The following is a 24474-nucleotide window of genomic DNA, read 5'->3' on the forward strand; positions in this document are numbered from 1 at the left end:
GGGCACGGCGGCTCCCCACCTCCGCCGTGCCGCCGGAGGTGCCGCGCATCACATACTTGCCGATCGGCTTAAAAGCAACTTGCCGATCGGCTAGCGTGGTCGCACACCTTCCCTGAATCTCTTTCGCGTTGGGAGTTCGTCTTGGCCACCTTCCTCGCCAGACTCGGCCGCGCGTCCTTCCGGCGGCGCGGCCTGGTCACCAGTCTGTGGCTCGTTCTGCTCGTGGTGTTCGGCGTCGGCGCCTTCACGATGTCCGGCGAGACGTCGAACTCGGTGACGATCCCCGGTACCGAGGCCCAGCAGGCCATCGACCGCCTGGAGGAGAAGTTCCCCGAAGCCGGCGTCGGCAAGGGCACGGTGAACGTCGCCGTCGCCCCACCCGAGGGCGAACAGCTCGACCCCAGGGTGGTGGCCGGGCTCGTCCAGGACCTCGGCGAGTCGCGCAACGTCGCGACCGTCGTCGATCCGTTCGAGGCGAAGTCGATCGCGCCGGACGGCTCGCTCGCCCTCGTCCAGGTCGTGTTCCAGCTTCCCTCGCCGGAGGTCACCGACGCCGACCGCGACGCGTTGCAGGCCGCCGCGCAGGCCACCCGCGACGCGGGCTGGACGGTCGAGTTCGGCGGTGACGCGATGCAGGGCATTCCGGTCACCCAACCCACCGAGGGCATCGGGGTCGTCGTCGCCGCGATCGTCCTCGTCATCACCTTCGGCTCGCTGCTCACGGCCGGGCTTCCGCTGCTCACGGCGTTGGTCGGCGTCGGCATCGGAATGGCGGGCATCACGGCGCTGTCCGGGGTCGTCGACCTCAACGCCAACACCCCCGTGCTCGCGCTCATGATCGGGCTCGCGGTCGGCATCGACTACGCGTTGTTCATCGTGTCGCGCCACCGCAGCGAGCTGGAGAACGGCGCGAAGCCCGAGGACGCCGCCGCCACGGCCGTCGGCACGGCGGGCTCGGCCGTCGTGTTCGCCGGGCTGACCGTCATCATCGCCCTGGCCGGACTCACGGTGGTCGGCATCCCGATCCTCGGCCAGATGGGCCTCGCGGCCTCCGCCACCGTCGCCGTCGCCGTGCTGATCGCGATCACCCTGCTCCCGGCCGTGCTCGGCTTCGTGGGCAGCAAGGTGCTCGGCGGGAAGATCCCCGGCCTTCGCCGCTCCACGTCGTCGAAGCCGACCGCGGGCGAGCGCTGGGCGTCCTTCGTGGCGAAGCGTCGCATCGTGGTCCTGCTCGTCGCCGTCGCCGGACTCGCCGTGCTCGCCGTACCCGCGGCGGACATGCGCATGGGCCTGCCCACCGACGCCACCGCGGCACCCGACTCGACCCAGCGCAAGGCGTACGAGCTGATCAGCGAGAAGTTCGGCCCCGGCCTGAACGGTCCGCTCGTGGTCGTCCTCGACGTCGACGAGGACCCGCAGGGCAGCGCGCAGACCGCGATGCAGCGCATCGGCGCTCTCGACGACGTCGCGATGGTCACGCCGCCGCAGTTCAACAGGGCGGGCGACACGGCACTGCTGACGGTCATCCCCAAGAGCGGCCCGGAGTCGCAGGAGACCGAGGATCTCGTCACCGAGATTCGCGAACTCGGCGACGAGATCGAGGCCCACACCGGGGCGACCACGTCGGTCACCGGCGCCACGGCCATGAACATCGACATCTCGGCGACCATGGCCGACGCGCTGCTGCCCTACCTGTCACTCGTCGTCGGGCTGGCGTTCATCCTGCTGATGCTCGTGTTCCGCTCGATCCTCGTGCCGCTGAAGGCGACCCTCGGGTTCCTCGGCTCGGTGGCGGCCACCTTCGGTGCGGTCGTGGCCGTGTTCCAGTGGGGCTGGCTCGCCGACGTGTTCGGCGTCGACGCCACGGGGCCGATCATGAGCGTGCTGCCGGTGCTGCTCATCGGTGTCCTCTTCGGACTCGCGATGGACTATCAGGTCTTCCTCGTGACGCGGATGCGCGAGGAGCACGTCCACGGCAGCACTCCCGACCGCGCGATGATCACCGGCTTCAGCCACGGCTCCCGTGTGGTCGTGGCCGCCGCGCTCATCATGATCAGCGTGTTCGCCGGGTTCGTGCTGGCGGAGGCGGTGCTCATCCAGTCGATCGGCTTCGCCCTGGCCGTGGGTGTCGCGGTGGACGCCTTCGTGGTGCGGATGACGATCGTGCCCGCACTGATGTCGTTGCTGGGCCGCAGCGCGTGGTGGCTCCCGCGTTGGCTCGACCGCGTCCTGCCCAACGTCGACGTCGAGGGCGAGAAGCTGACCCGCGCGTCGACGGACGGCGACTCGACCGACGACCGCGAGCCCGAACCGGCCGCGCGCTAGGACGACAGCCAGATCACGGCGCCGCCGCCCGCGAGCAGGGCGGCGGCGCCGATCGCGAGCGCCAGCCCTTTCGACTTCTTCCACAGGCTGAAGGTGCCTCCGGCGAGGAACCCGGCGAGCGCGAACAGCAGCAGCCCGACGACGTCGCTCGACACCTACAGCACTCCCTTCGTGGACGGGATGCCGCCCGCCCTGGGGTCCGGTTCGGTGGCGGCCCGCAGCGCCCTCGCGACGGCCTTGTACTGAGCCTCGGCGATGTGGTGCGGGTCGCGGCCGTGGACCACACGCACGTGCAGGGCGATCTGCGCGTGGAAGGACAGCGAGTCGAACACGTGCCGGGTGAGCACGAACGGGTAGTTGCCGCCGATGGTGAAGCTGTTGAACTGCTCGGGCTCCCCGACGTGCACGCAGTACGGACGACCCGACACGTCGATGGCGGCATGGGCCAGCGTCTCGTCCATCGGGATCCACGCGTCACCGAAGCGTCGGATGCCCTTCTTGTCGCCCAACGCCTCCCGGACGGCCTGCCCGAGCACGATCGCGGTGTCCTCGACCGTGTGGTGGGCGTCGATGTGCACGTCGCCCTGCGCCTCGATCCGCAGGTCGAGGCTGCCGTGCACGCCGAAGGCATGCAGCATGTGGTCGTAGAACGGGACCCCGGTGGACACCTCCACCCGGCCGCTGCCGTCGAGGTCGACCTCGACGCGGATGGACGATTCCTTGGTGGTGCGCTCCACCTTGCCGACCCGGCTCACCGCGGGACCTCCTTGCTCACCTCTAGGAAGGTGTCGTTCTCCTCGGGCGTGCCGATGGACACGCGCAGATGACCCGCGATCCCGATGTCCCGGACCAGCACTCCGGAGTCCACGTAGGACTTCCAGGCCGCCGTCGGGTCGGTGAAGTCGCCGTACAGGATGAAGTTCGCGTCGCTGGGCACCGGAGTGAATCCGAGCTGTCGCAACGCCTCCGCCACCCGGTCACGCTCCGCGGCCAGAGTGGCCACCGACGCCAGCGTCGCGTCGGCGTGCCGCAGCGCCGCCCGAGCGGCGGCCTGCGTGAGCGCCGACAGGTGGTAGGGCAGGCGCACCAGTTGCAGGGCGTCCACCACCGCCGGAGCGGCGGCCAAGTACCCGAGCCGCCCACCCGCGAACGCGAACGCCTTGCTCATCGTGCGCGACACCACGAGCTTCGTCGGGTACGCGTCGAGCAGTCGCACGGCGCTCGGCTGCGACGAGAACTCCGCGTACGCCTCGTCGACGATCACGACCCCGGGAGCGGCCCGCAGCACCGCCTCAAGGTCGGCGAGCGGGATCGACCCGCCCGTCGGGTTGTTCGGACTGGTGAGGAACACGACGTCGGGAGCGCGCTCGGCCACCAGCGCGGCGGCCTTCTCGGCGTCCAGCGTGAAGTCCGACCGCCTCGGCGCGGGCAACCAGTCGGTGCGGGTCCCCGCCGCGATGATCGAGTGCATCGAGTACGACGGCTCGAAGCCCAACGCCGTCCGCCCCGGACCGCCGAACGCCTGGAGCAACTGCTGCAGGATCTCGTTGGAGCCGTTCGCCGCCCACACGTGCCGCTCGGTCAGCGGCACGCCCGTGGACGTCGACAGGTAGGCGGCGAGGTCCTGCCGCAGCGCGACGGCGTCGCGGTCGGGGTAGCGGTGCAGCTCCCTCGCCGCCGCACGCACGGCCTCGGCCACGTCGGCGACGAGTTCGGCCGGCGGCGGGAACGGGTTCTCGTTGGTGTTCAGCCGCACGGGGACGGCAAGCTGCGGTGCGCCGTACGGGCTCTTGCCCCGCAGGTCGTCGCGCAGGGGAAGCTGGTCGAGCGTGATCTCGTCGCCCGCGCTCACGCGTCGTCACCCGCCAGGCGCGCGGTGACGGCCTCGCCGTGGGCGGGCAGGTCCTCCGCATTGGCGAGCGCCACGACCTTGTCCGCTACCTCGCGCAGAGCCTGCTCGCTGTAGTCGACGACGTGGATGCCGCGCAGGAAGCTCTGCACCGACAACCCCGAGGAATGCCGGGCGAAGCCGCCGGTGGGCAGCACGTGGTTGGAGCCCGCGCAGTAGTCGCCGAGCGACACCGGCGCGTAGGGGCCCACGAACACCGCGCCCGCGTTGCGGACCCGCGCGGCCACCTCCCTGGCGTTCTCGGTCTGGATTTCCAGGTGCTCCGCGGCGTAGGCGTCCACGACCCGCAGTCCGTCGTCCACACTGGACACGAGCACGGTGCCGGACTGCGCGCCCCGCAACGCCTGCTCCACCCGTTCGCTGTGACGGGTCGAGGCGACCCGCTTCTTGAGCTGTTCGTCCACCTCGTCCGCGAGTCGCTCCGACGTCGTGACGAGCACGCTCGCGGCCAACGTGTCGTGCTCGGCCTGGCTGACGAGGTCGGCCGCAACGTGCGCCGGGTCGGCCGTCTCGTCGGCCAGGATGGCGATCTCGGTGGGACCGGCCTCGGAGTCGATGCCGATGAGCCCGCGCAGCATGCGCTTGGCCGCCGTCAGATAGATGTTGCCCGGCCCGGTCACGAGGTCGACCGGCTCCAGCTCGGCGCCGTCGGTGTCGGTGCCGCCATACGCGAGCAGCGCGACGGCCTGCGCACCGCCGACGGCCCAGACCTCGTCGACCCCCAACAGCGCCGCCGCCGCGAGAATCGTCGGGTGCGGCAAGCCACCGAAGTCGGCCTGCGGCGGCGAGCACAGCACCAGCGACTCCACGCCCGCCGTCTGCGCGGGCACCACGTTCATCACGACGCTCGACGGGTACACGGCGAGGCCACCCGGCGCGTACAGGCCGACCCGGCGCACCGGAACCCACCGCTCGGTGACAGTGCCGCCCTCGACGACCTGCGTGGTGACGTCCTGCCGACGCTGGTCGGCGTGCACTGCCCTCGCCCTGGCGATCGACTCCTCCAGCGCCTCCCGCACCGTCGGGTCGAGCTCGTCGAGGGCCTTCGCGAGTTCGGACTCCGGCACCCGGACGCGCTCCGGACGAACGCCGTCGAAGCGATCGGCGTACTCCAGCACAGCGTCGACCCCGCGCTCGCGCACCGCGTCCACCACCGGCCGCACCTGATGCAGCACCGCGTCCACGTCCACTTCGGCGCGCGGCAGCAGAGCGCGCAGCTGGGCCGGTGACGGAACGCGACCTCGCAGGTCGGTGCGGTTCAACATACCGACTAGGGTACGAGGCAGGACCGCGTCCGCGCCCGGGAGGTAGCCGTGCTCCGAGTCGGTTTGTGCCAGGTCACATCCAGTGCGGACCCCGAAGGGAATCTGCGCACGATACGCGAGTGGACGGCCACCGCCGCCGCCCGGGGAGCGCGTGTCGTCGTGTTCCCGGAGGCCATGTCGGCCCGCTTCGGGGTGCGCCTGACCTCCGTCGCCGAACCGCTCGACGGCCCGTGGGCTCACGGCGTCCGCGACGTCGCCGACGAGTTCGGCGTCCTCGTCGTCGCGGGCATGTTCACGCCGGACGGCGACCGGGTGCGCAACACGCTGCTGATCACCGGACTCGGCCACCACCTCGGCTACGACAAAATCCACCTCTACGACGCGTTCGGCTTCCGCGAGTCGGACACGGTGGCGCCGGGCGACCAGCCCGTGACGGTGACGGTCGACGACGTCACCCTCGGGTTCGCGACCTGTTACGACGTGCGTTTCCCCGAGCTCTTCCAGCACCTCGCCGAGGCGGGCAGCAGCGCGGTCGTGGTGCCCGCCTCCTGGGCCGGTGGCGAGGGCAAGCGCGAACAGTGGGAGCTGCTGGTGCGGGCCCGCGCCCTCGACTCGGGAACGTGGGTGCTCGGCTGTGATCAACCCGACCCGGCCACCGTCGGTCTCGACGTGCCTCCCACGGCTCCGAACGGCGTCGGTCACTCCACGGTCGCCGATCCCTTCGGCCGCGTCCACGCCCGACTCGGCGCGGGCCCGGAACTGCTGGTTGTGGACGTGGACCCCGCCCGAGCCGAGGCGTCCCGCGCGGCCACGGCCGTGCTCGCCAACCGGACCTGGGGCGCCGCCGCGCGCCGGTGACGCCCCCGCGTCGTCAGGCCGTCGGCAGGTCCATCCCGATGTCGAGCGCCGGTGCGGAGTGCGTGAGCGCACCGACGGCGAGGTAGTCCACGCCGGTCTCCGCGTACTCACGGGCCCGCGCGAGCGTGAGCCCTCCGGACGCCTCCAACCGCGTCTTCGGCGACAGATCGTCGCGCAGCTCGACCGCCCGTGCGCACTCGCTCGGACTCATGTTGTCGAGCAGCACCTCGTCGGCACCCGCTCGCAACGCCTCCCCGAGCTGGTCCAGGTCGTCGACCTCCACCTCACAGGGCAGACCACTCGCCCGCTCCCGTGCGAGCCGCAACGCCTCGGTCACCGAGCCCGCGGCGACCACGTGGTTGTCCTTGATGAGGACGGCGTCGCCCAGCCCCATCCGGTGGTTGACCCCGCCCCCGCACCGCACGGCGAACTTCTCCAGCATCCGAAGGCCGGGCAGCGTCTTGCGTGAGTCGCGGATCGCGCACCCGGTGCCCGCCACGGCGGTCACCCACGCCGCCGTCGCGGTGGCCACTCCGGACAGATGACACAGCAGATTCAGCGCCGTGCGCTCGACCGTCAGCAACCCGCGCACCGGACCGCGCACCACGAGCGCGGGCTCGCCCGCGCGCAGCGTCGCGCCGTCCTCGCAGGCCCACGTCACCTCGTGTGCGTCACCCAGCACCTCGTCGAACACGGCCTTCGCCACCTCGACACCGGCGATCACTCCCGCCGCCCGCGGGGTCAACTGCGCGGTAACCACCTGGCCCTCGGGCACGGTCGCCTCCGTCGTGACGTCCGGCCCGTACCGCAGGTCCTCGCCCAACGCCGTGGTGACGACACGTCGCACCTCGGCGGGATCCAGCTCACTCACGCCACACCCTCCAGGATCGGATCGGCCAGGACGGGCTGTCCCGACGGGTTCAGTCGCACGGTCTGACTCCGCAACCATCGACGGTCGTCGCGCTCGGGACGGTCGTGGCGCACATGGCATCCCCGCGTCTCCTCGCGGGCACTCGCCGCGGCCAGCACCGCGCGAGCCACCAACGTCAACGCCGCGTCCTCCACCGCCTCCACCGTCCACAACGGAACGTCCTGGGTGGAGACGTCGAGAGCGGACCCCGCGACGGCCATGCCGTCGGCGTCCCGTCCGATGGCGGCATAGCGGCTCATCAGCCGCTGCACCACGGGCCGCGACACCACGGGAGCCCTCGGCACCGGAGCAGCGATGCCCCGTTCCCTCGGCAACCGACCGGACGCGACGTCGGCGGCGACGGCCTCCACCGCCCGGCGTCCCATCACCAGTCCCTCCAGCAGGCTGTTCGAGGCGAGCCGGTTCGCACCGTGGAGTCCGGTGCGGGCCACCTCGCCCACCGCGTACAGCCCCGGGACCACGGTCCGCCCGTGCGGGTCGGTGATCACCCCGCCGCACGCGAAGTGCGCGGCCGGAACCACCGGGATCGGCTCGCGCGCCGGGTCGACCCCGGCCGCAGCACACGCCGCCGCCACGGTGGGGAACCGCTCGGCGAACCCGGCGATGCCGGTGGCGTCGAGATAGACGTGGTCGTCGACCCCGCCGGGCGCCGAGGCGAGCCGCCGGGTGATCGCCGCCGACACCACGTCACGCGGCGCGAGATCGCCGAGCGGGTGCACGCCCTCCATCACCCGTCGTCCCGCGGCGTCGACCAGCACGGCGCCCTCGCCCCGGACCGCTTCCGTGACCAGCGGGCAGCGGCCCTTCGCCTCGGGCGTGTAGAGCACCGTGGGGTGAAACTGCACGAACTCCAGGTCCGCCGCGGTCGCTCCCGCCCGCAGTGCCAGAGCCAGTCCGTCGCCGGTGGCTTGTTCCGGGTTCGACGTCGAGCGGTAGAGCTGACCGAGGCCGCCGGTCGCGAGGACCACCGCCCGGGCTCGCACGACGCCGGGCGTGGCGTCCGGCCCCGCGAGCACCCGCACTCCGCACACCTGCCCGGACGGCGCGGTGAGGGCGTCCACGGCGACGTGGTGCTCCAGCACGGCGAGCCCGTCGGCCGCGGCGCTCAGCGCCCGCTGCACCTCGGCACCCGTGGCGTCACCGCCCGCGTGGATGACGCGGAAGGAGCTGTGCCCGCCCTCCCGGGTGCGAGCGAGTCGCCCCGAATCGTCGGCGTCGAACCGGGCACCGCGGTCACGCAGGCGTCGCACGGCCTCGGGACCGTCCGCGACGATCGCGCGGACCGCCTCCACGTCACACAGCCCGCCGCCGGCCGCGAGCGTGTCGGACACGTGCGCGTCGAGGGAGTCCCCCTCGTCCGCCTCGTCGGGGAGGACGACCGCCACCCCGCCCTGCGCCCAGCGGGTGTTGCCGTCCGACAGGTGTCCCTTCGTCACGACCAGCGTCCGGAGTCCGAGTTCGGCCGCCCGCAACGCGGCGGTGAGTCCGGCGACCCCGCTGCCGATCACGACGACGTCGGCGTCGGCCTCCCACCCAGTTTTCGACTCGTGGTCGGAAACCAGCGGGCTCATTCCCCACCGCCGGGCGTACCGATCTCGACCATGCGCTGCACCGACGCCCGCGCCCGCGCGGCCACCTCCGGGTCGACGTGGACCTCGTCCAGCCCGTCCCGCAGCGAGCGGAGCAACGCGGCCGGGGTGATCATCTTCATGTAGCGGCAGGACGCCCGGTCGTTCACGGCCCGGAAGTCGATCTCCGGCGCAGCCTTGCGGAGCTGGTGCAACATACCCACCTCGGTGGCCACGAGCACCGAGGTGGCCTTCGTGTCCCGTGCCGCGGTCAACATGTCGCCTGTGGACAGGATCTTCACCCGCTCCGGCGCGACGGTGCCCTCACCGGCCAGATACAGAGCGGACGTGGCACACCCGCACTCGGGGTGGATGAACAGGTCGGCGTCGGGATTCGCCGCGGCCCGCTCGGCGAGCTCGGGTCCGTTGATCCCGGCGTGCACGTGGCACTCACCGGCCCACACGTGCAGGTTCTCCCGTCCAGTCACGCGCTTGACGTGCGCTCCGAGGAACTGGTCCGGGCAGAAGAGGACCTCCTTGTCGGCGGGGATCGAGGCCACGACGTCCACGGCGTTGGACGACGTACAGCAGACGTCGGTCTCGGCCTTCACCTCGGCCGTCGTGTTCACGTAGGACACGACGACGGCCCCGGGGTGGCGCGCCTTCCAGTCGCGAAGCTGCTCGCCGGTGATGGAGTCGGCCAGCGAGCATCCCGCTCGCTCGTCGGGGATGAGCACCGTCTTGTCCGGAGACAGGATCTTCGCGGTCTCGGCCATGAAGTGCACACCACAGAAGACGATGGTCGAGGCCTTGCTCGACGCCGCGACACGGCTCAGGGCGAGCGAGTCGCCGGTGTGGTCGGCGATCTCCTGGATCTCGGGAAGCTGGTAGTTGTGCGCGAGGATGACGGCGTCACGCTGCCGAGCGAGCTCGCGCACCTCCTCGGCCCAGGCCGCGTCCGCCACGACCCCGTCGTACGGAGCGAGCTCGTCAGTGTGTGCCGTCATGCTGGTCCTCCGGGTAGTTTTCGTCTTATAATCGAAAACCGTGCGATCTCATACTATCAGCAGCACCCCCCTGGCACACGAGGTTCTCGCGGCGGTTTTTCAGGTGCGCTCCACCACACGCCCCGGCACGTTCACGGGTGGCGCCGAACCGGCCACGCTGCGTGTCCTGCTGTGGCGTCGCGCGCTCGACCCGCACATCGGCCGGTGGTCCCTCCCCGGCGGCGGACTCCGCCACGACGAGGACACCGAGACGTCGATCCGCAGGCAGCTCGCCGAGAAGGTCGACGTCAAGACGCTGACGCACGTCGAGCAGCTCGGGGTGTTCAGCGACCCGGGCCGGGTCCCGGGCCCCCGCGTCGTCGCCACCGCCTACCTCGGCCTCATGCCCTCCGACGTCGACCCGGTGGTGCCCGAGGACACCGCGTGGCACGACGTCGACGCGCTCCCCCGCACGGCGTTCGACCACGCCGAGATCGTGCTGCATGCCCGCGAACGACTCCGCGCGAAGCTCAGCTACACCAACCTCGGGTTCGCCCTCGCTCCGAAGCAGTTCACCATCTCCGCGCTGCGGGACCTCTACTCCGCGGCCCTCGGACACTCCATCTCCGCGACCAACCTGCAGCGGGTGCTGTCCCGGCGAGGCGTCCTCGTCCCCACGGGTCGCACCGCGGCGCCCGGGCGCGCGGGAGGCCGCCCCGCGGCGATGTTCCGCTTCGCGCACCGCGACATCCGGGTCACCGACCCGTTCGCGGTCTTCCGGCCTCCGGCCGCCTCGTCGAGCGCGGCCACTCGTCGCTCGCGAACGCGCGGGCAGGGCTCCTAACCCGTAACGTGAGATCGTGACTCACTCGGAAGGACACGACAGCCGGCCGACTCCCCCGACCCTGCCTCTCTTTCCGCTGCACACCGTGGCGTTGCCCGGAGTGCACCTACCGCTGCACATCTTCGAACCCCGCTACCGCCAGCTCACCATCGACCTGGTCACCGAGGTGGTCCCCGACCGCCTCTTCGGCGTGGTGGCGATCAGCAACCCGACGATCAGCGAGGTGGACGCACTCACGGACGTGCATGCCACGGGGTGCGCCGTGCGGCTGCGGGAGGCCCGACGGTTGCCCGACGGGCGCTTCGACATCGTGGGCACGGGACACCGGCGGTTCCGCCTGCTCGATCTCGACGTCGACGGCGCGCCGTACCTGCGTGGCAGCGTGGAGTGGGTGGACGACGAGCCGCTTCCGGAGGGAGCTGAGGACGTCGCGGAGCGGCTGGCCGACACCAGCCGCGTCGCGCATCGCCGGTACTGCTCGGTGGCCTGGGAGTCCGAGGGTTGGCGGACACCGCCGCAGGACATCGAGCACTCCCTGCTGGCCTACCGCCTCGCGTCCGACTGCATCCTTCCGTTGGCCGACCGGCAGGCCCTGCTGGAAGAACGTCATCCCCTGCGCCGGTTACGGATGATCTGTCAGCTACTGGCCCGGGAAGCCGCCTTCGTGTCCGAGTTGAGCGCCGTCCCACCGCCTCAGCACGAGGTCAACGGCACGCTGCTGCGACCGAACCTCAACTGACGACGCTCAGCCCAGCCGTCTGCCGAGGTCGTCGCGAGCGTTCCAGGCGGCGAGCGTGCCGTAGGCGAAGGCCGTGGTGAGCGGCTGCGCGAGCAGCGCCCACCCGGTCTCCAACACGGGAGCCCGCTCCACCACGGCCCCGAGTTCCGCCGAGTCGGGGAACGGGAAACGCGCCTCGGCGAAGGCCGTGCCCATCCGCATCGCGAGCCACGCCCCGACCAGCGAGCCGAGGACGGCGCCGAGCAGCATCACGGGCCCTCGGCGGGCCCGCAACAGCCACGCCACCACGCCGACGAGCAACCCGGCAACCAGGCCGATCAGCAGGAAGACCGCGAGGTCGTCGAAGCGGTGCCAGCTCTCGGCCGTCAGGGGAACGACCTGCTGGTCGGGCGTGACAACACGCATCCGTTGCGGCGGAGCGAGCCGGGACCAGATCCAGCCGAGGGGCAGCCCCAACACCGCGACCAGCGACGCGACGCTGAACGCGGGCAGCAAATCCACGCGAACCGCCACCCTGGCCGCCGTGCCGGTCGGTTGGGCGAGCATCGCACGGCCTCGTTCGGCGCCTGCTTGCTCGGACAACTCCACACCCTCCCCCACGACGGCTCGCCTTGCCTCGACAGCGAGCCTAGCCGGTCGGAACGGAGTCGGAGGAGGAGGTTTCGCCGTGTCGACTGCACCGCGCCGTCCACCCCGTCGGGGTCACCTGCACCACCATCCGTCGCGCGCACTGGGGACAGTAGCGCGGTGGCTCCAGGGCAGTACGAGGATTCCGACACTGCTCGTGTGTCGACGCGGACAGCAAGCCGCCACAGTGGACACAGTGGACCTGGTTCACGTCACCTCACTCACAGGCTGTCGCTGAGCGCCTTGATCGGCATCTTCAACTCGTCCAGCATGTCGAGGTCCTGCTGGGCGGGACGACCGAGGTTGGTCAGGTAGTTGCCCACGATGATGGCGTTGACACCGCCGAGCATGCCCTGCTCGGCGCCCAGGTCGCCCAGCGTGAGTTCCCGGCCGCCCGCGAAGCGCAGCATCGTGCGCGGCATCGCGAGCCGGAACGCCGCGACGACCCGCAACGCGTCCTTGCCCTCCACGATCTCGAACGACTCGTACGGGGTGCCGGGCTGCGGGATGAGGAAGTTCATCGGGACCTCGTGCGGGTCCAGCTCGGCGAGCTGCACCGCGAACTCCGCACGCTGTTCCAGCGACTCGCCCATGCCGATGATGCCGCCGCAGCAGACCTCCATGCCCGCCTCGCGCACCATGCGCAGGGTCTCCCAGCGTTCCTCCCACGTGTGCGTGGTGACGACGTTCGGGAAGTGCGACCGCGCGGTCTCCAGGTTGTGGTTGTAGCGGTGCACACCCATCTCGACGAGCTCGTCGACCTGCTCCTGCGTGAGCATGCCCAGCGAGCACGCGATCTGGATGTCGTTGCCGGACTCCCGGATCGCCTTGATGCCGTCGCGGACCTGCGACATCAGCCGCGCGTCGGGCCCGCGCACGGCCGCCACGATGCAGAACTCGGTGGCGCCGGTGGCAGCGGTCTCCGCGGCGGCCTTCACCAGGCCGGGGATGTCGAGCCAGGCGGAGCGGACGGGGGTCGGGAACCGACCGGACTGGGAGCAGAAGTGGCAGTCCTCGGGACAGCCACCGGTCTTCACGCTGACGATGCCCTCGACCTCGACCTCGGGCCCGCACCAGCGCATCCGCACCTCGTGGGCGAGCGACAGCAGGGCGGGAATCTGGTCGTCGCCGAGCCGGAGCACCTCGACGACCTGGTCCTGCGACAACCCGGTGCCGTTCTCCAACACCTGCTGACGCGCGATCGTGAGGATCTCCGCCTCGGTGGCTGCTGCCGTCACGGCATCTCCTTCGGCTTGCGTTCTGTCATCACGAGTCTGACGGACGGGATCGGGGTGGCACAGCGACCTACGTCACGTCCCGGTCGCGGCCGCCGCCCGTACGAAGAGGTCGGCGTCGAAGGACCCGCCCAGCCACGGGGCCAGGCCCTTGCGCGCCTCGTCGAGGAAGTCGTGCCCGCTCACCGCCCCGAGTCCCGCGGGCAGGGCCCCGAGCAGCGGGGCACCGGCGGCCACGGGCAGGTCCGCGGCGTTGCACCGCGCGGCCAGGTCGGGATCGGACGGCCACGCACCGATCACCACGCCCAGCACGTCCAGACCACGTCGCGTGGCCACTTCCGCGGTCAGCGCCGTGGCGTTCAGCGTACCGAGGCCGGCCTCCGCCACGACGACCACCGGAGCCGCGAGCGCCCACGCCACGTCGGCGAGCGTGCCCCCGGTCGAGTCGAACCGCACGAGCAACCCACCCGCGCCCTCCACCAGCACCAAGTCGTGCTCGTCGTGGAGACGCGTGGCCGCTGCGGCCACGTCGGCGGGGGTCACCTCGGGGAGTCCGCTCCGGCGGGCGGCGGCCTCGGGTGACAGCGGGTCGGAATAGCGGCGGAGTTCGCAGGTCGTCACGGCACCGGCGAGGCGACGCACGTCGGCGAGATCGCCGGGTTCTCCGGCGGCGACCCCGGTCTGCGCGGGCTTGAGCACGGCGACGCGTTGACCGTCGTTCATCGCCAGCGCGGCCACGGCCGCCGTCACGACGGTCTTGCCCACACCGGTCCCGGTTCCGGACATCACCAGCACGGTCACGGCAGCGACACTAATACCGAGGAGCGCATCCACTCTCACCCGGCCTTCACACCGGCGGGTTGGAACCCGCCGCTGTCGGGATCGAGCAGGTACACCTGGGCGGCACCGACGTCGAAGTACATGCCGGTCAGCACGAGCGCGCCCGAGCGTTCGGCCTCCGCCACGCGGGGATCGGCTCGCAGGTGTTCGAGCTGCTGGAGCACGTTGTGCAGCGCGAGCGCGTCGGCCGGAGCCGTGGGTCTCTCGTCCGCCAGCAGCACCGGAGCCTGTGTCGCACGCCTGCGCAGCGTCGGGACTCCGTGCCGCAGCCAGCTCCGCACTGCCGGTGGCGCACCGTCTCCCCCGTCGTGGAGCGCCGCCATCGCACCGCACGACGAGTGACCACAGACCACGATCTCGCGCACCTCCAGCACCGTCACGGCGTACTCCACCGCCGCGCTCACGGACGACTCCGCCCTGCCGTCCGACTCACCCACCGGCACGAGGTTGCCGAGGTTGCGCACCGTGAAGAGGTCGCCCGGCCCGCTCGTGGTGATCACGTTGGGGACGAGTCGCGCGTCGCTGCACGTGATGAACAGCGTGTGCGGCGACTGTCCCGACGCCAGGCGCAGCAACGTGTCCTTCACGAGCGGAGCGGTACGCCACTGGAACTCCGAGGCACCCCGGTGCACCGGACGATGGCGCTGCTCCGGCACGACCACACCGCTCTCCTGCGCCATCCACGCCGACCACGGTGCCAGCCACCGGGGCGCCACCGTCCGCGCCTCCTGTCGACGCACCGTCGGCGACCGGGCCTTGCCGTTGGCGTACCAGGGGTGTCCGATCTCGTCGACGACCACCGTTCCCCCGGCCTGTTCGTACGCGTGTTGCCAGGTGGACAGACAGTCGAAGGCCGCGTGGTCGAGGTAGTCGACGACGAGTTCCAACCGCACGGTGCGTTCCGCCGGGATGTTCGCGAGCACCGCCGACAGCCGGGGCACGGACAGGAACGTCAGCACGCCCTCCACCACGATGCGAGGGTGCTCCGCGTGTTCGAGCACGTGGACGCCCGACCAGATGGTGCGGCGCAACACGAACACCAACGACGCCACGACGCCGAGGAGCACTCCGGTGAGCAGGTCGAGCACCACCACGCCGAGCAACGTCACGGAGTAGAGCGGCAGGTCGCCGTGGCCGCGCACGGTACGGATCGTGGGCAGGTTCACCAGCTTCGCACCCACGTAGACGAGCAGACCGGCCAACGCCGCGAGCGGGATGCTCTGGATCAGCCCGGCCAGCACCACGGTGAACAACAGCACCCAGACCCCGTGCAGCACGGCGGAGGCCCGGGTCCGGGCCCCGGCGTCGACGTTGGTGGAGCTTCGGACGATGACTCCGGTGACCGGCAGTCCACCCAGGACACCGGAGGTGATGTTGGCGGCGCCCTGGCCGACCAGTTCCCGGTTCAGATTCGTGCGCGGCCCCGTGTGCAGCCGGTCGACGGCCACGGCCGACAGCAGGCTCTCGACGCTGGCCACGAGCGCCACGGTCACCACCGCGAGCCCGAAGTCCAGCCCGTCCGTCGAGGGCAGGTCCGGCACGAGCGCGAGGTCGAACGACGACGCCGGGAGCTCCACCCGCTGGACCGGCAACGCCGCCACCGTGGCGACGAGGGTCACGAGCGTGATGGCCGCGAGCGGCGCCGGGATTCGGGAGACGGGTGCGGGCAGGCGTGGCCAGAGCACCAGCAACGCGATCGTCACGAGGCCGACGATCGCCGCGGCGTCGTGGTGCCCGACGATCTGTCCCGGCAGTTCGAGCAGGTTGTCGACCGCCGAGCTCTGGGGAGCGCCGCCGAGGACGATGTGGAGCTGCCCGAGCACCAACGTGACGCCGATTCCCGCGAGCATGCCGTGCACGACGGCGGGCGCGATCGCCAGAGCGGCCCGCGCGACCCGACTCATCCCGAGCAATATCTGGATCACGCCGGCACACGCCGTGACGGCGCACGTCACGGCCCATCCGAACGTGTCGATCGTCTCGGCCACCACCACCGTCAGCCCGGCAGCGGGACCGCTGACCTGTAGCGGAGCACCACCGAGGGCACCGGCCACCACGCCTCCGACGACGGCGGCGATCAGGCCGGCGGCGATCGGCGCGCCCGAGGCCAGCGCGATCCCGAGCGAGAGCGGAACGGCGACGAGGAAGACGACCAACGACGCCGGGACGTCGTGTCGCAGTGCCGATTGCCCGGCTCTCCATCGCGGTCCGGCGCGGACGCCCCTCCGGGAGTGACCGGCTGTGCGCGGGTTACCGGGCATGGTCGATCTCCTTGTTCCTGGTGTGGGCTGGGGCACCAGGTAACAGCAGATCGACGACGATGTCCGCTATCCGAAACGGTTTTCATGTTCGACACCACTGCACATCGTGACGGATCGAGCGTCCCGCCGCGGCGAGCACCGGTGCCGCGTGACACCGACCTCACCCGATCCAGAACACCGCACGGGATGCTCCTTTCGGAGCGTGTCGAAATCTCACCCCCACCGTCCGAAATCGACCGGATCGGGTGATTCTCGGCGTTCTCCGTGCCTCGGACGTGAACGGAACCGTTCACTCACCCGATCAGCACACGCCCGCAGTGGCCACCATCGCGTCGGTGACTAGAGCGAGGTCGTCGTCCGACGTGACGTAGGGCGGCATGGTGTAGAGGAGATCGCGGAACGGCCGCAGCCACACACCCCGCGACGTCAGCGCCTCCGTGGCCGCCGCCATGTCCACCGGACGGTCGAGCTGGATCACGCCGATGGCACCCAGCACCCGCACGTCCACGACCCCCGGCACGGCCGTCGCCGGGGCGAGCCCCCGGGTCAACCCGCGTTCGATACGCCGCACGTCCTCCCGCCACGCCCCGTCGGACAGCAGGCCGATCGAGGCGTTGGCGACGGCCGAGGCGAGCGGATTGCCCATGAACGTCGGCCCGTGCGCCAGCACCGGCACCTCCCCTCGGGAGATCCCGTCGGCCACCTTCGGCGTGCACAACGTCGCGGCCATCGTGAGGTACCCGCCGGTCAACGCTTTGCCCACGCAGAGGACGTCCGGCGTCACACCCGCGTGCTCGGCGGCGAAGAGCGCTCCGGTTCGACCGAAGCCGGTGGCGATCTCGTCGAACACGAGCAGCACGTCGTGTCGCTCGGTGACCTCGCGCAGCACCCGCAGGTAGGCGGGATTGTGGAACCGCATGCCGCCCGCGCCCTGCACGACCGGCTCCACCACCACGGCGGCGAGCTCGTCGGCGTGTTCCTCGACCGCGCGCACCAGCGTGTCCACATAGGAGTCGTCCACCGGCGTGTCGAAACCCGACGGTGGCTCGGGGACGAAGACCTGTTCGGGCAGCACGCCCCGCCACAGGGCGTGCATGCCGCCCTCGGGGTCGCAGACGCTCATGGGGTGGAAGGTGTCGCCGTGGTAGCCGCCCCGCCACGTCAACATCCTGGTCTTGTCCGTGCGCCCCGAGGAACGCCAGTACTGCAGACACATCTTGAGCGCGACCTCGACCGACACCGAGCCCGAGTCGCACAGGAACACGTGCTCCAGCCCCTCGGGCGTGAGGTCCACGAGCGTGGTCGCCAACCGGATGGCGGGCTCGTGGGTCAGCCCGCCGAACATGACGTGGCTCATCCTCCCGGCCTGCTCACGCAACGCGGCGTCGAGCACCGGGTGCCGATAACCGTGGATGGCCGCCCACCACGACGACATGCCGTCCACCAGCTCGGTTCCGTCGGCCAACCGCAGCCGCACCCCGGACGCCTCCTCCACCAGCAGCGGCGCCACCCTCGCCGGCATGGGCCCGTACGGGTGCCACACGTGGCGGGCGTCGAGGCGGAGCAGCTCGGAGATCGGCGAGTCGGACGTCATGCCCGGCACTCTACGACGCGCGATCGCGGCTACCGTGACGTCATGGCAGCCAGCGCGCGGTACCGGCCCGTCACGGTCGAACGCCTGGTGGCAGAGCTCACCGACCGTGTGGCCGACGTCGCCGTCCGTACCCGGTGGACCCGGGTGCTCGTCGACGGCGCCGACCACGCGACCGACACCGGCGCGCTCGCCGACGCCCTCGTCGACCCGCTGCGCGTCCGCGGTCACGCCGTCGAACGGGTGTCCGCCCGCGACTTCCTGCGGCCCGCGTCACTGCGCTTCGAACGAGGCAGGCACGACCCCGACGTGCGGTTCGAGGACTGGCTCGACGTCGCAGCGCTCCGCCGTGAGGTGCTCGACCCGCTGGGAGCCTCCGGCACCGGCGAGGTGCTCCCTGCCCTGTGGGACGCCCGGCGCGACCGCGCGTTCCGGTTGCCCCGACGACGCCTGCCCGACGGCGGTGTCGTGGTCGTCGACGGCGAACTGTTACTCGGGCAGGGCCTTCCGGCCGAGGTGAGCGTGCATCTGTGGCTCTCCCCCGGCGCGCTGCGACGGCGACTGCCCGACGACGTCCACTGGGCACTGCCCGCCTACGCCCGCTACGAAGACGAGGTCCGTCCGGTCGACCTCGCCGACGTCGTGGTGCGAGTGGACGATCCACGACACCCGGCGGTACGCGAGGGCTGAACGCCGAGCGTGGTCAGCGCCCGGTCCGCCCGCCACGGTGGGCGCGCAGTTCCGCGGCCCGACCGAGGGTGCGCCGACCGGCGAGGAGCTCGGAGAGCCGCTGGGCGAGGACGTCCCACCGCCAGTGCTTCGTGACCCACTGGCGACCGGCCTCGCCCATCCGCCGCGCCCGGACCGGGTCGGCGAGCAACGCGGCGAGGGTGTCGACCAGCGCGGCCTGTTCCCTGCCGTCGACGACGTGTCCGGTGACCTCGTCCAACACCGTTTCCGGCGCTCCGCCCGAGTTGCCCGCCACCACGGGCAGGCCCGACGCGGACGCCTCCAGATAGACGATGCCGAGGCCCTCGACGTCGAGCCCCTTGCCTCGCGTGCGCGCGGGCATCGCGAAGACGTCACCGGCGTTGTAGTGCGCGGGCAATTCCTCCCACGGCACCGAGCCCGTGAGGATCACGTGATCGGCGACCCCGCAGTGTTCGGCGAGTTGCGTGAGGGTGCGCCGGTACGGACCACCACCGACCAGCAACAACGCCGCGTCCGGAATGCGACGCCGCAATTCCGGCAGTGCCTTCACCAACATGTCCTGGCCCTTGCGCGGCACCAACCGCGAGACGCAGACGACCGTCGGCCGGTCACCCAGTCCGTAGCGGGCCCGCAACTCGGCACGCGCGGCGGGATCGGGACGGAAGACGGTTGGGTCCACTCCGGACGGAAGATGCTCCAATCCGGCCAGCGGCCCGAAGGCCGACGCGAACCGACGACGGGTGTAGTGACTGACGAACGTGAGCACGTCGGTGGTCCGACCGATGCGGCCCAGCGCCTGGCGCGCCACCGGAAGCATCGACCAGCCGACCTCGTGCCCGTGCGTGGAGGCGACCACCCGGTGGGCACCGGCCCGACGCAGGGGTTCGCCGAGGAGAGCGAGGGGCGCCGCGGCACCGAACCACACCGTCTCGCACTGCCGCGACCGCAGGAGTTGCTCCGCGCGACGGAGGACGTCGGGAGTGGGAAGCATGAGGGACGTGGGATGGCGCACGACCTCGAACGGCTGGTCGGCGTCGAAGCGCGAGTGCGAACCCGACTCCCGTTCCCAGGACGGCGCGTAGACCACCAGCTCGTCGGCGGGAAGCCGCGTGGCCAGAGCGTGCAGATAGGACTGGATGCCCCCTGGCCGAGGCGGGAAGTCGTTCGTCACCAGCAACGTGCGAGGCATGGTGCGAGACTATCCCGCCCCGGTGGGGTCGACGCGGCGCCGGGGTCAGGCGACCCGACGTGCGCCGCTGTAGTTGGCCTGCAACGGCGCGACCTTCACAACGTCGCCCTCCGTGGGCGCGTGGACCATGTTGCCGCCGCCGATGTACATGCCGACGTGGTGCACCGGCGAGCCGTAGAACACGAGGTCACCGGGCTGGAGCTGCGACCGGGGGATCGGCGTTCCGACCGTCGCCTGAGCCGCGCTGTTGCGCGGGAGGCTGATCCCCGCCTTGCCGTAGGCCCACAGCATCAGACCGGAGCAGTCGTAGCTGTTCGGGCCCGTCGCCCCCCACACGTACGGCTTGCCGCGCTGGCTCATGGCGGCATCCACCGCGATCTGCGCGGCCGGTCCCGGAGCCGTGATCGGGCCCGGGTCAGGACCGATGTCCTGCTGCTGAGCCCGGTCGGCGTCACTCAACAGACCGGCCTGGCGCTTGACCTCTTCGATCTGCTCGTCGAGCTTCTCCTTGCGGTCCTCCAGGTCCGCGGCAAGCTTGGCGGCCTTGTCCTTGGCCTCCTTGGCCTTCTGCCGCGCGTCGGCCGCCTCGCTCCGGCTGTTCTCCGCCTTCTCGACGGCACCTCGCAGGGCCTGCAGCGCCCGGTTCTTGTCGGTCGCGAGCAGGTCGATGGCCGAGGAACGATCGAGGAAGTTCTGCGGGGAGTCACCGGTGAGCAACGCCGACAGCTTGCTCAGCTGCGCGCCGCTGGTGAACGATGCGCCCGCGAACCGGTCGACCTCCTTGCGGAAGAGTTCCTCGTCCTCACGAGCGCTCTTCTCGGCCTTCTTGGCCTTGTCGAGCTTCTTCTCGTACTTGTCGAGTTCCTTCTTCTTCTTTTCGAGGTCTTCCTTCGCGGAGAGATACTGCTCGTTGAGCTTTTCGGCCTTGGTGGCGAGTTCCCGGTACTTCTCCAAGGCCTCAGAGGCACTCTGGGGCTGTTGTGGGGCGGGGATCGCGGGTGTCGCCGACGCAGGCGCCTCGATGAAGGTCACGGCCGCGACCACGGCGCAGGCCGCCAGCGCCCCTGACACCACGCGTTTCACGGGATGCGACTGCACGTCGCGTGGGTCTCCTTTGCTCTCCGGCCGCCGGCCGGGTAGCCGTCACGACGCGGACACCGACATGCCGAAGTGCACATCGTGTTGCTTGCTTTTCGACAACCGGCGTCGCCTTCGTCGCGTCCGGTCCGGCACAGCTCCCCGACAAGCTGTTTCGGCGGCGATCCCGCGTGCCGACCTCTGGTGGAACGGCTGCCTGGCGCGAGATCTCGGCCAGATTACGAAAGAGCGTTCTAGGAGTCCACCAACCCAGCGGAGGGAATCGGTGACCGTCCGTGCGTGAGCGTTCGGACCAGCACTTTGTCCGGCGCTGTGACCAGGGCAACACGTTGCGCTCATCAATCGACAGACCGTTCACCTGATCGGATGGACCGCTCACCGAATGACTGGCACAGAGTGATCAAACACCGCTCTCGATCGACCCAGTCGCCCGTTGCGAAGAAATGCACCGTGGTCCCGTCAGGCAGCCTCGTAACGCAACGGCGGCAGCAATCCCACGTCGGCCAACAGCGCCAGGGCCCGCAGTTCCTCCGGACCCCACCGCGGCGGCCCCACCCGGTCGACCATCGCGGTCACCACGCAGTTCCCGCAGGCACGATCCCGAAGCACGCACGAATGGCAGTCGACCGTGACGTCCCCGGTATTTCGGTCGCCTTCTCCGGGAGCACGGTCGCCCTCGGCGTCGGCGGATTCGAATTCGTCCATGCCGACGACCGTACGAACGACTCCGACAATTTGCACGTCATTCGCGAACGTACTCCCAGTGCCACGGTTCCTCTCTCGGGCTGCCCTCCCGTGCCCAGGAGGGATGCACCCAGCCGAACTCCGCCGCGTGCCGCTGCATCCACCGGTGCTCACGACTGCCGAACCGTTCCACCCCGCCACAGAGATCCACCGCCAACCCCCAGCCGTGATTGCTCGTCCCGGGAGTGGCCGACAGTTCCGGTTTCCGACGTTGCAGATCGAGTTGCATCGCCAGAGTCCGGTAGGAATCGGTCAGACACAACGGCTCGCCGAGATCGTCGGCGTAAGCCTCCGAAAGCGCGGAAAGGTCGTAGGCGGCGTCGCAACGCAACGCGTGTGGTTCCTCCTCCAACGGACAGAGAACGTCGCCGGGAATCAACCCGTTCGGATACCCCGCCCACCCCCGGCGAGCCGGGCCGTCACTATGCGACGGGCTCAGTCCGCCGCACCGCCAGGCCAACGCCCCGGCGCCGTCACCGCCGTCCGCACCGGCTCCACCGGCCACCACCTGGTCCGCCGACCGGCGGCCGAGGCTCGGCCGAACCACCCCGAGCACCGTGCTCGGATCGGGCAACCTCGCCACCACCACCCTCGCCGACCGGGCGTCCGCGACCACCATCTCGTCGTCCCCGACCACGATGCCGATCGACTGGAGGCCGTGGCGCTGCGAGCCCACGACGACGAGATCCCCCGGCACCGCGTCCTCGAAGGCCACCGGTCGCCCCGTGGCCCACTGCGCCACCGCCGACGTCGGCACGTCGATGCCCACCCTCCGGTAGAGCGCGTGCACCAGGCCGTCGCACGAGAACGCGTGCGGCCCGTCCCCGTCGTCGGAGTACGGCTTGCCGACCGCGTTCAACGCCCCCGACACGACAGCCGTCACCTCCCGGGGCACCACCATCGTCCCTGCCTCCGGTGCCCAGGCGACACCGTGTTGGACGGACCCGTCCGCCGCACGCGCGGGTCGCAGCCTCGGCGGGAGCCGGTCCAGGTCGAGCAGGGCGCGCCTCGGCGGTATCCGCACCCCCGCCCGTTCGAGTTCGGTGAGCCGGCTTCGCCACGACCGGACCGCCTGTGCCTCCGGCTGTGGCTCGACCACCCCGCTCACCTCGCTCCCCACGCGAGCGAGCGGCGCCGCCTGCGACGGCGAGGACGGACACACCGTCAGCAGCACGAGCATCGACAGCGACACTCCGAACACGCGCATACCGCCTCCGCGACGACGTCGACCGAGTCACCGGGGAATACCACCTCACGAAGCGGCGGAACGCGGAGAAGGAGTCAGACTCGCCCGAGCCGGGTCAACAGCACCGCGGCCGGAACGGCGTGGGCCCCCGCGGCACACACCGACGTCACGACGGCCTGGTCCGACGTGGCGACCACCAGCGGACGACCGGCGGGCTCCGACCGCACGATCGTGCGGATCACGTCGTCGGCCAGCACGCCCGGGTCGGAGAACAACACCCGCACCGTGCGCGGGCCCGCCGACGCGACCGTGGTGACGTCGGCACCGTCGAACACCACGGTGATCTCGGCTCCGGTCCGGGCCTTCAGCGCGCCCAACTGCCGCACCAGTCGCTGCCGTTGCTCGGCGAGGGAGAGGTCGGGATAGCCGGTCTTCGTGACGTTGTAGCCGTCGACGATCAGGTGCACGCTCGGCAGCGACAGCAGCGTGTCGAGCGTCCTCGGCTCCGAGACCCGACCGCCCCGCCGTCCCGGGTTGGCACCGCGCACGGTGTCCGCGGGACGGCGCGGGCTGCCGCCCACCGCCAGCTCACGACGCAACCCGTCCACTGCGCCGCTCAGCGTGTCCAACAGCATCGACAACCGCACCTCGTCGGCGTCGCGCGCCTCCCGCGCGGACTGGCGGGCTGCCTCCGCCTCCGCCATCGCCCGCTCGGCCCGAGCCCGTTCGGCTGCCGCCTTCTGCCGCTCCCGCTCGTACCGGGCGGTGATCGCCTCCACGTCGGCGTCCCGCTCCGCCTCGATGCGCTCACGCGCGGCCACGGCCTCTGCCGCCTCGTCCTTCGCTCGCCGCACCGTCACACCCTGCTCCCGCAGGCGTCCTCGGAGCTTGACGACCTCGTCCTCCCGTTCGGCGCGGGCGCGCTCCACCTCCTGGCGTGCCTGCTCCAGCTCGGCCCGCAGCCGCTCGACCTCCGACTCCAGCCGGCGCACCCGCGCCAGCGCGGCGTCCCGCTCGGCACGCAGCGTGGACTCCTCGGTGTGCCGCGCCACCAACCGCACCCGGGAGGAGGCACTCGACTCGTTGAGCAGCACGGCGGCAGCGGCCGCGGCGACGGGGTCGGCGACGTTCGGGTCGAGGGCGTCGACCCGGTGCTCACGCAACCACTCCAACACCGCGGTGCGGAACCGGGTCGAGTCGCGCAGCGCGGCCAACAGGGCCGAACCGCCGAGCCTCGCGCGCTTGGCCGGGGCGAACCGCGCCACCGGTCGCAGTTGTCGGGGCACGTCGTCAGCGGGCAACCGGCCCAGGGCGGCGGCGGCCAACTCCGCGACCCGGTCCCGGATCGGCTCGGGCAGCCCGAGCCAGTCGACGGGTTCGGTCACCGTCCGGTCCTCCTCCGCATCGGTGTGCCGGAGCTCGGTCGCACCGTCCGCCACGGGCGTCTCACCCGAAGGTGTCTCCCCGGGGTGCTCGGGATGCGCGGACGACGACAGCATCGGTCCAGCTTAGATTCTCGCCGTCGCCGACCGCGCCTCCGATCCGATGTCGCCGTCGATCACACACG

At 71.1% G+C, this 24474-nt stretch carries 22 protein-coding genes and 1 pseudogene; 5 read left to right on the forward strand and 18 right to left on the reverse strand.

What is annotated here, in order from left to right:
- Positions 1 to 141: 141 nt before the first annotated feature.
- Positions 142 to 2325, forward strand: coding sequence for an MMPL family transporter (locus tag JAV51_RS09930; protein WP_197320384.1), 2184 nt, complete (start codon positions 142 to 144; stop codon positions 2323 to 2325).
- Here the strand turns inward: JAV51_RS09930 and JAV51_RS09935 are convergent.
- From JAV51_RS09935 to hisD, 4 genes are read right to left on the reverse strand one after another with little or no spacing between them, the layout of a single operon-like run.
- Positions 2322 to 2480 (reverse strand): hypothetical protein, encoded by a 159-nt coding sequence (locus tag JAV51_RS09935; RefSeq protein ID WP_197320385.1) that lies wholly within the window; start codon positions 2478 to 2480, stop codon positions 2322 to 2324. The two genes, JAV51_RS09930 and JAV51_RS09935, sit on opposite strands and share 4 nt — an antisense overlap.
- Positions 2481 to 3080 (reverse strand): imidazoleglycerol-phosphate dehydratase HisB, encoded by a 600-nt coding sequence (hisB, locus tag JAV51_RS09940; RefSeq protein ID WP_197320386.1) that lies wholly within the window; start codon positions 3078 to 3080, stop codon positions 2481 to 2483. It abuts the gene before it with no gap.
- Positions 3077 to 4177, reverse strand: coding sequence for a histidinol-phosphate transaminase (locus JAV51_RS09945; RefSeq protein WP_197320387.1), 1101 nt, complete (start codon positions 4175 to 4177; stop codon positions 3077 to 3079). The genes hisB and JAV51_RS09945 overlap by 4 nt, the downstream gene beginning before the upstream one ends.
- Positions 4174 to 5499, reverse strand: a complete 1326-nt coding sequence (hisD, locus tag JAV51_RS09950; protein WP_197320388.1) for a histidinol dehydrogenase — start codon at positions 5497 to 5499, stop codon at positions 4174 to 4176. The genes JAV51_RS09945 and hisD overlap by 4 nt, the downstream gene beginning before the upstream one ends.
- Positions 5500 to 5547: 48 nt before the next feature.
- On the opposite strand from hisD, the gene JAV51_RS09955 reads away from it, so the two are divergent.
- Complete coding sequence (locus tag JAV51_RS09955) at positions 5548 to 6357, forward strand: carbon-nitrogen hydrolase family protein (protein ID WP_197320389.1); 810 nt, start codon at positions 5548 to 5550, stop codon at positions 6355 to 6357.
- Between the two features lie 13 nt (positions 6358 to 6370).
- On the opposite strand, the gene nadC is transcribed toward JAV51_RS09955, so the two are convergent.
- The 3 genes and pseudogenes from nadC to nadA all read right to left on the reverse strand — a co-directional run.
- Positions 6371 to 7228: a carboxylating nicotinate-nucleotide diphosphorylase gene (gene nadC / locus JAV51_RS09960; RefSeq protein WP_307845834.1), complete on the reverse strand. Its 858-nt coding sequence runs from the start codon at positions 7226 to 7228 to the stop codon at positions 6371 to 6373.
- Positions 7225 to 8859, reverse strand: a complete 1635-nt coding sequence (locus JAV51_RS09965; RefSeq protein ID WP_197320391.1) for an L-aspartate oxidase — start codon at positions 8857 to 8859, stop codon at positions 7225 to 7227. Before JAV51_RS09965 ends, nadC begins: the two co-directional genes overlap by 4 nt.
- Positions 8856 to 9866, reverse strand: a pseudogene (nadA, locus tag JAV51_RS09970) (quinolinate synthase NadA); the annotation flags it as partial. The gene JAV51_RS09965 and the pseudogene nadA, both read right to left, overlap by 4 nt.
- Positions 9867 to 9966: 100 nt before the next feature.
- On the opposite strand from nadA, the gene JAV51_RS09975 reads away from it, so the two are divergent.
- Together JAV51_RS09975 and JAV51_RS09980 are read left to right on the forward strand one after the other, a co-directional pair.
- On the forward strand, positions 9967 to 10686 hold the full coding sequence (locus tag JAV51_RS09975; protein WP_197320393.1) for an NUDIX domain-containing protein: 720 nt from the start codon (positions 9967 to 9969) through the stop codon (positions 10684 to 10686).
- 16 nt (positions 10687 to 10702) lie between these two features.
- Positions 10703 to 11425 carry an LON peptidase substrate-binding domain-containing protein gene (locus tag JAV51_RS09980; RefSeq protein WP_197320394.1) on the forward strand — a complete coding sequence of 241 codons (723 nt, stop codon included), beginning with the start codon at positions 10703 to 10705 and terminating at the stop codon, positions 11423 to 11425.
- 6 nt (positions 11426 to 11431) lie between these two features.
- Here the strand turns inward: JAV51_RS09980 and JAV51_RS09985 are convergent, their stop codons facing one another.
- The 6 genes from JAV51_RS09985 to JAV51_RS10005 form a co-directional block, all read right to left on the reverse strand.
- Entirely contained in the window at positions 11432 to 12007 is a 576-nt protein-coding gene (locus JAV51_RS09985; protein ID WP_197320395.1) for a DUF2567 domain-containing protein, read from the reverse strand.
- Between the two features lie 46 nt (positions 12008 to 12053).
- Positions 12054 to 12263: a hypothetical protein gene (locus JAV51_RS20450; RefSeq protein WP_307845835.1), complete on the reverse strand. Its 210-nt coding sequence runs from the start codon at positions 12261 to 12263 to the stop codon at positions 12054 to 12056.
- A 10-nt stretch (positions 12264 to 12273) separates the two neighbouring features.
- Positions 12274 to 13290 carry a biotin synthase BioB gene (gene bioB, locus JAV51_RS09990; protein ID WP_197320396.1) on the reverse strand — a complete coding sequence of 339 codons (1017 nt, stop codon included), beginning with the start codon at positions 13288 to 13290 and terminating at the stop codon, positions 12274 to 12276.
- Between the two features lie 72 nt (positions 13291 to 13362).
- On the reverse strand, positions 13363 to 14088 hold the full coding sequence (gene bioD, locus JAV51_RS09995; RefSeq protein WP_307845836.1) for a dethiobiotin synthase: 726 nt from the start codon (positions 14086 to 14088) through the stop codon (positions 13363 to 13365).
- Positions 14089 to 14123: 35 nt separating this feature from the next.
- Positions 14124 to 16388, reverse strand: coding sequence for a SulP family inorganic anion transporter (locus JAV51_RS10000; protein WP_197320397.1), 2265 nt, complete (start codon positions 16386 to 16388; stop codon positions 14124 to 14126).
- 301 nt (positions 16389 to 16689) lie between these two features.
- Positions 16690 to 17982 (reverse strand): adenosylmethionine--8-amino-7-oxononanoate transaminase, encoded by a 1293-nt coding sequence (locus tag JAV51_RS10005; RefSeq protein WP_197320398.1) that lies wholly within the window; start codon positions 17980 to 17982, stop codon positions 16690 to 16692.
- 42 nt (positions 17983 to 18024) lie between these two features.
- Between JAV51_RS10005 and JAV51_RS10010 the strand changes: the two genes are divergently transcribed.
- Complete coding sequence (locus JAV51_RS10010; RefSeq protein ID WP_197320399.1) at positions 18025 to 18669, forward strand: uridine kinase; 645 nt, start codon at positions 18025 to 18027, stop codon at positions 18667 to 18669.
- Between the two features lie 13 nt (positions 18670 to 18682).
- On the opposite strand, the gene JAV51_RS10015 is transcribed toward JAV51_RS10010, so the two are convergent.
- The 5 genes from JAV51_RS10015 to JAV51_RS10035 form a co-directional block, all read right to left on the reverse strand.
- Positions 18683 to 19879 (reverse strand): glycosyltransferase family 4 protein, encoded by a 1197-nt coding sequence (locus tag JAV51_RS10015; protein WP_197320400.1) that lies wholly within the window; start codon positions 19877 to 19879, stop codon positions 18683 to 18685.
- A gap of 45 nt (positions 19880 to 19924) precedes the next feature.
- A complete protein-coding gene (locus JAV51_RS10020) occupies positions 19925 to 20977 on the reverse strand; it encodes a C40 family peptidase (RefSeq protein ID WP_197320401.1) in 1053 nt (350 codons plus the stop codon).
- Positions 20978 to 21436: 459 nt separating this feature from the next.
- Positions 21437 to 21682, reverse strand: coding sequence for a hypothetical protein (locus JAV51_RS10025; RefSeq protein ID WP_197320402.1), 246 nt, complete (start codon positions 21680 to 21682; stop codon positions 21437 to 21439).
- 37 nt (positions 21683 to 21719) lie between these two features.
- Complete coding sequence (locus JAV51_RS10030) at positions 21720 to 22928, reverse strand: M15 family metallopeptidase (protein ID WP_197320403.1); 1209 nt, start codon at positions 22926 to 22928, stop codon at positions 21720 to 21722.
- A gap of 74 nt (positions 22929 to 23002) precedes the next feature.
- Positions 23003 to 24406: an NYN domain-containing protein gene (locus tag JAV51_RS10035; protein ID WP_197320404.1), complete on the reverse strand. Its 1404-nt coding sequence runs from the start codon at positions 24404 to 24406 to the stop codon at positions 23003 to 23005.
- Between the last annotated feature and the right edge of the window lie 68 nt (positions 24407 to 24474).

The organism is Saccharomonospora sp. NB11, assembly GCF_015910535.1.
In the GTDB taxonomy this organism is placed as follows: Bacteria; Actinomycetota; Actinomycetes; order Mycobacteriales; family Pseudonocardiaceae; genus Saccharomonospora.

Coding starts and splice junctions, on each gene's coding strand:
- hisD (WP_197320388.1), bottom strand. CDS start 5,499: ATGTTGAACCGCACCGACCTGCGAGGTCGCGTTCCGTCACCGGCCCAG.
- JAV51_RS10015 (WP_197320400.1), bottom strand. CDS start 19,879: ATGCCTCGCACGTTGCTGGTGACGAACGACTTCCCGCCTCGGCCAGGG.
- JAV51_RS10005 (WP_197320398.1), bottom strand. CDS start 17,982: ATGACGTCCGACTCGCCGATCTCCGAGCTGCTCCGCCTCGACGCCCGC.
- JAV51_RS10000 (WP_197320397.1), bottom strand. CDS start 16,388: ATGCCCGGTAACCCGCGCACAGCCGGTCACTCCCGGAGGGGCGTCCGC.
- JAV51_RS10030 (WP_197320403.1), bottom strand. CDS start 22,928: ATGCGCGTGTTCGGAGTGTCGCTGTCGATGCTCGTGCTGCTGACGGTG.
- JAV51_RS09965 (WP_197320391.1), bottom strand. CDS start 8,859: ATGAGCCCGCTGGTTTCCGACCACGAGTCGAAAACTGGGTGGGAGGCC.
- JAV51_RS10025 (WP_197320402.1), bottom strand. CDS start 21,682: ATGGACGAATTCGAATCCGCCGACGCCGAGGGCGACCGTGCTCCCGGA.
- JAV51_RS10035 (WP_197320404.1), bottom strand. CDS start 24,406: ATGCTGTCGTCGTCCGCGCATCCCGAGCACCCCGGGGAGACACCTTCG.
- JAV51_RS10010 (WP_197320399.1), top strand. CDS start 18,025: ATGGCAGCCAGCGCGCGGTACCGGCCCGTCACGGTCGAACGCCTGGTG.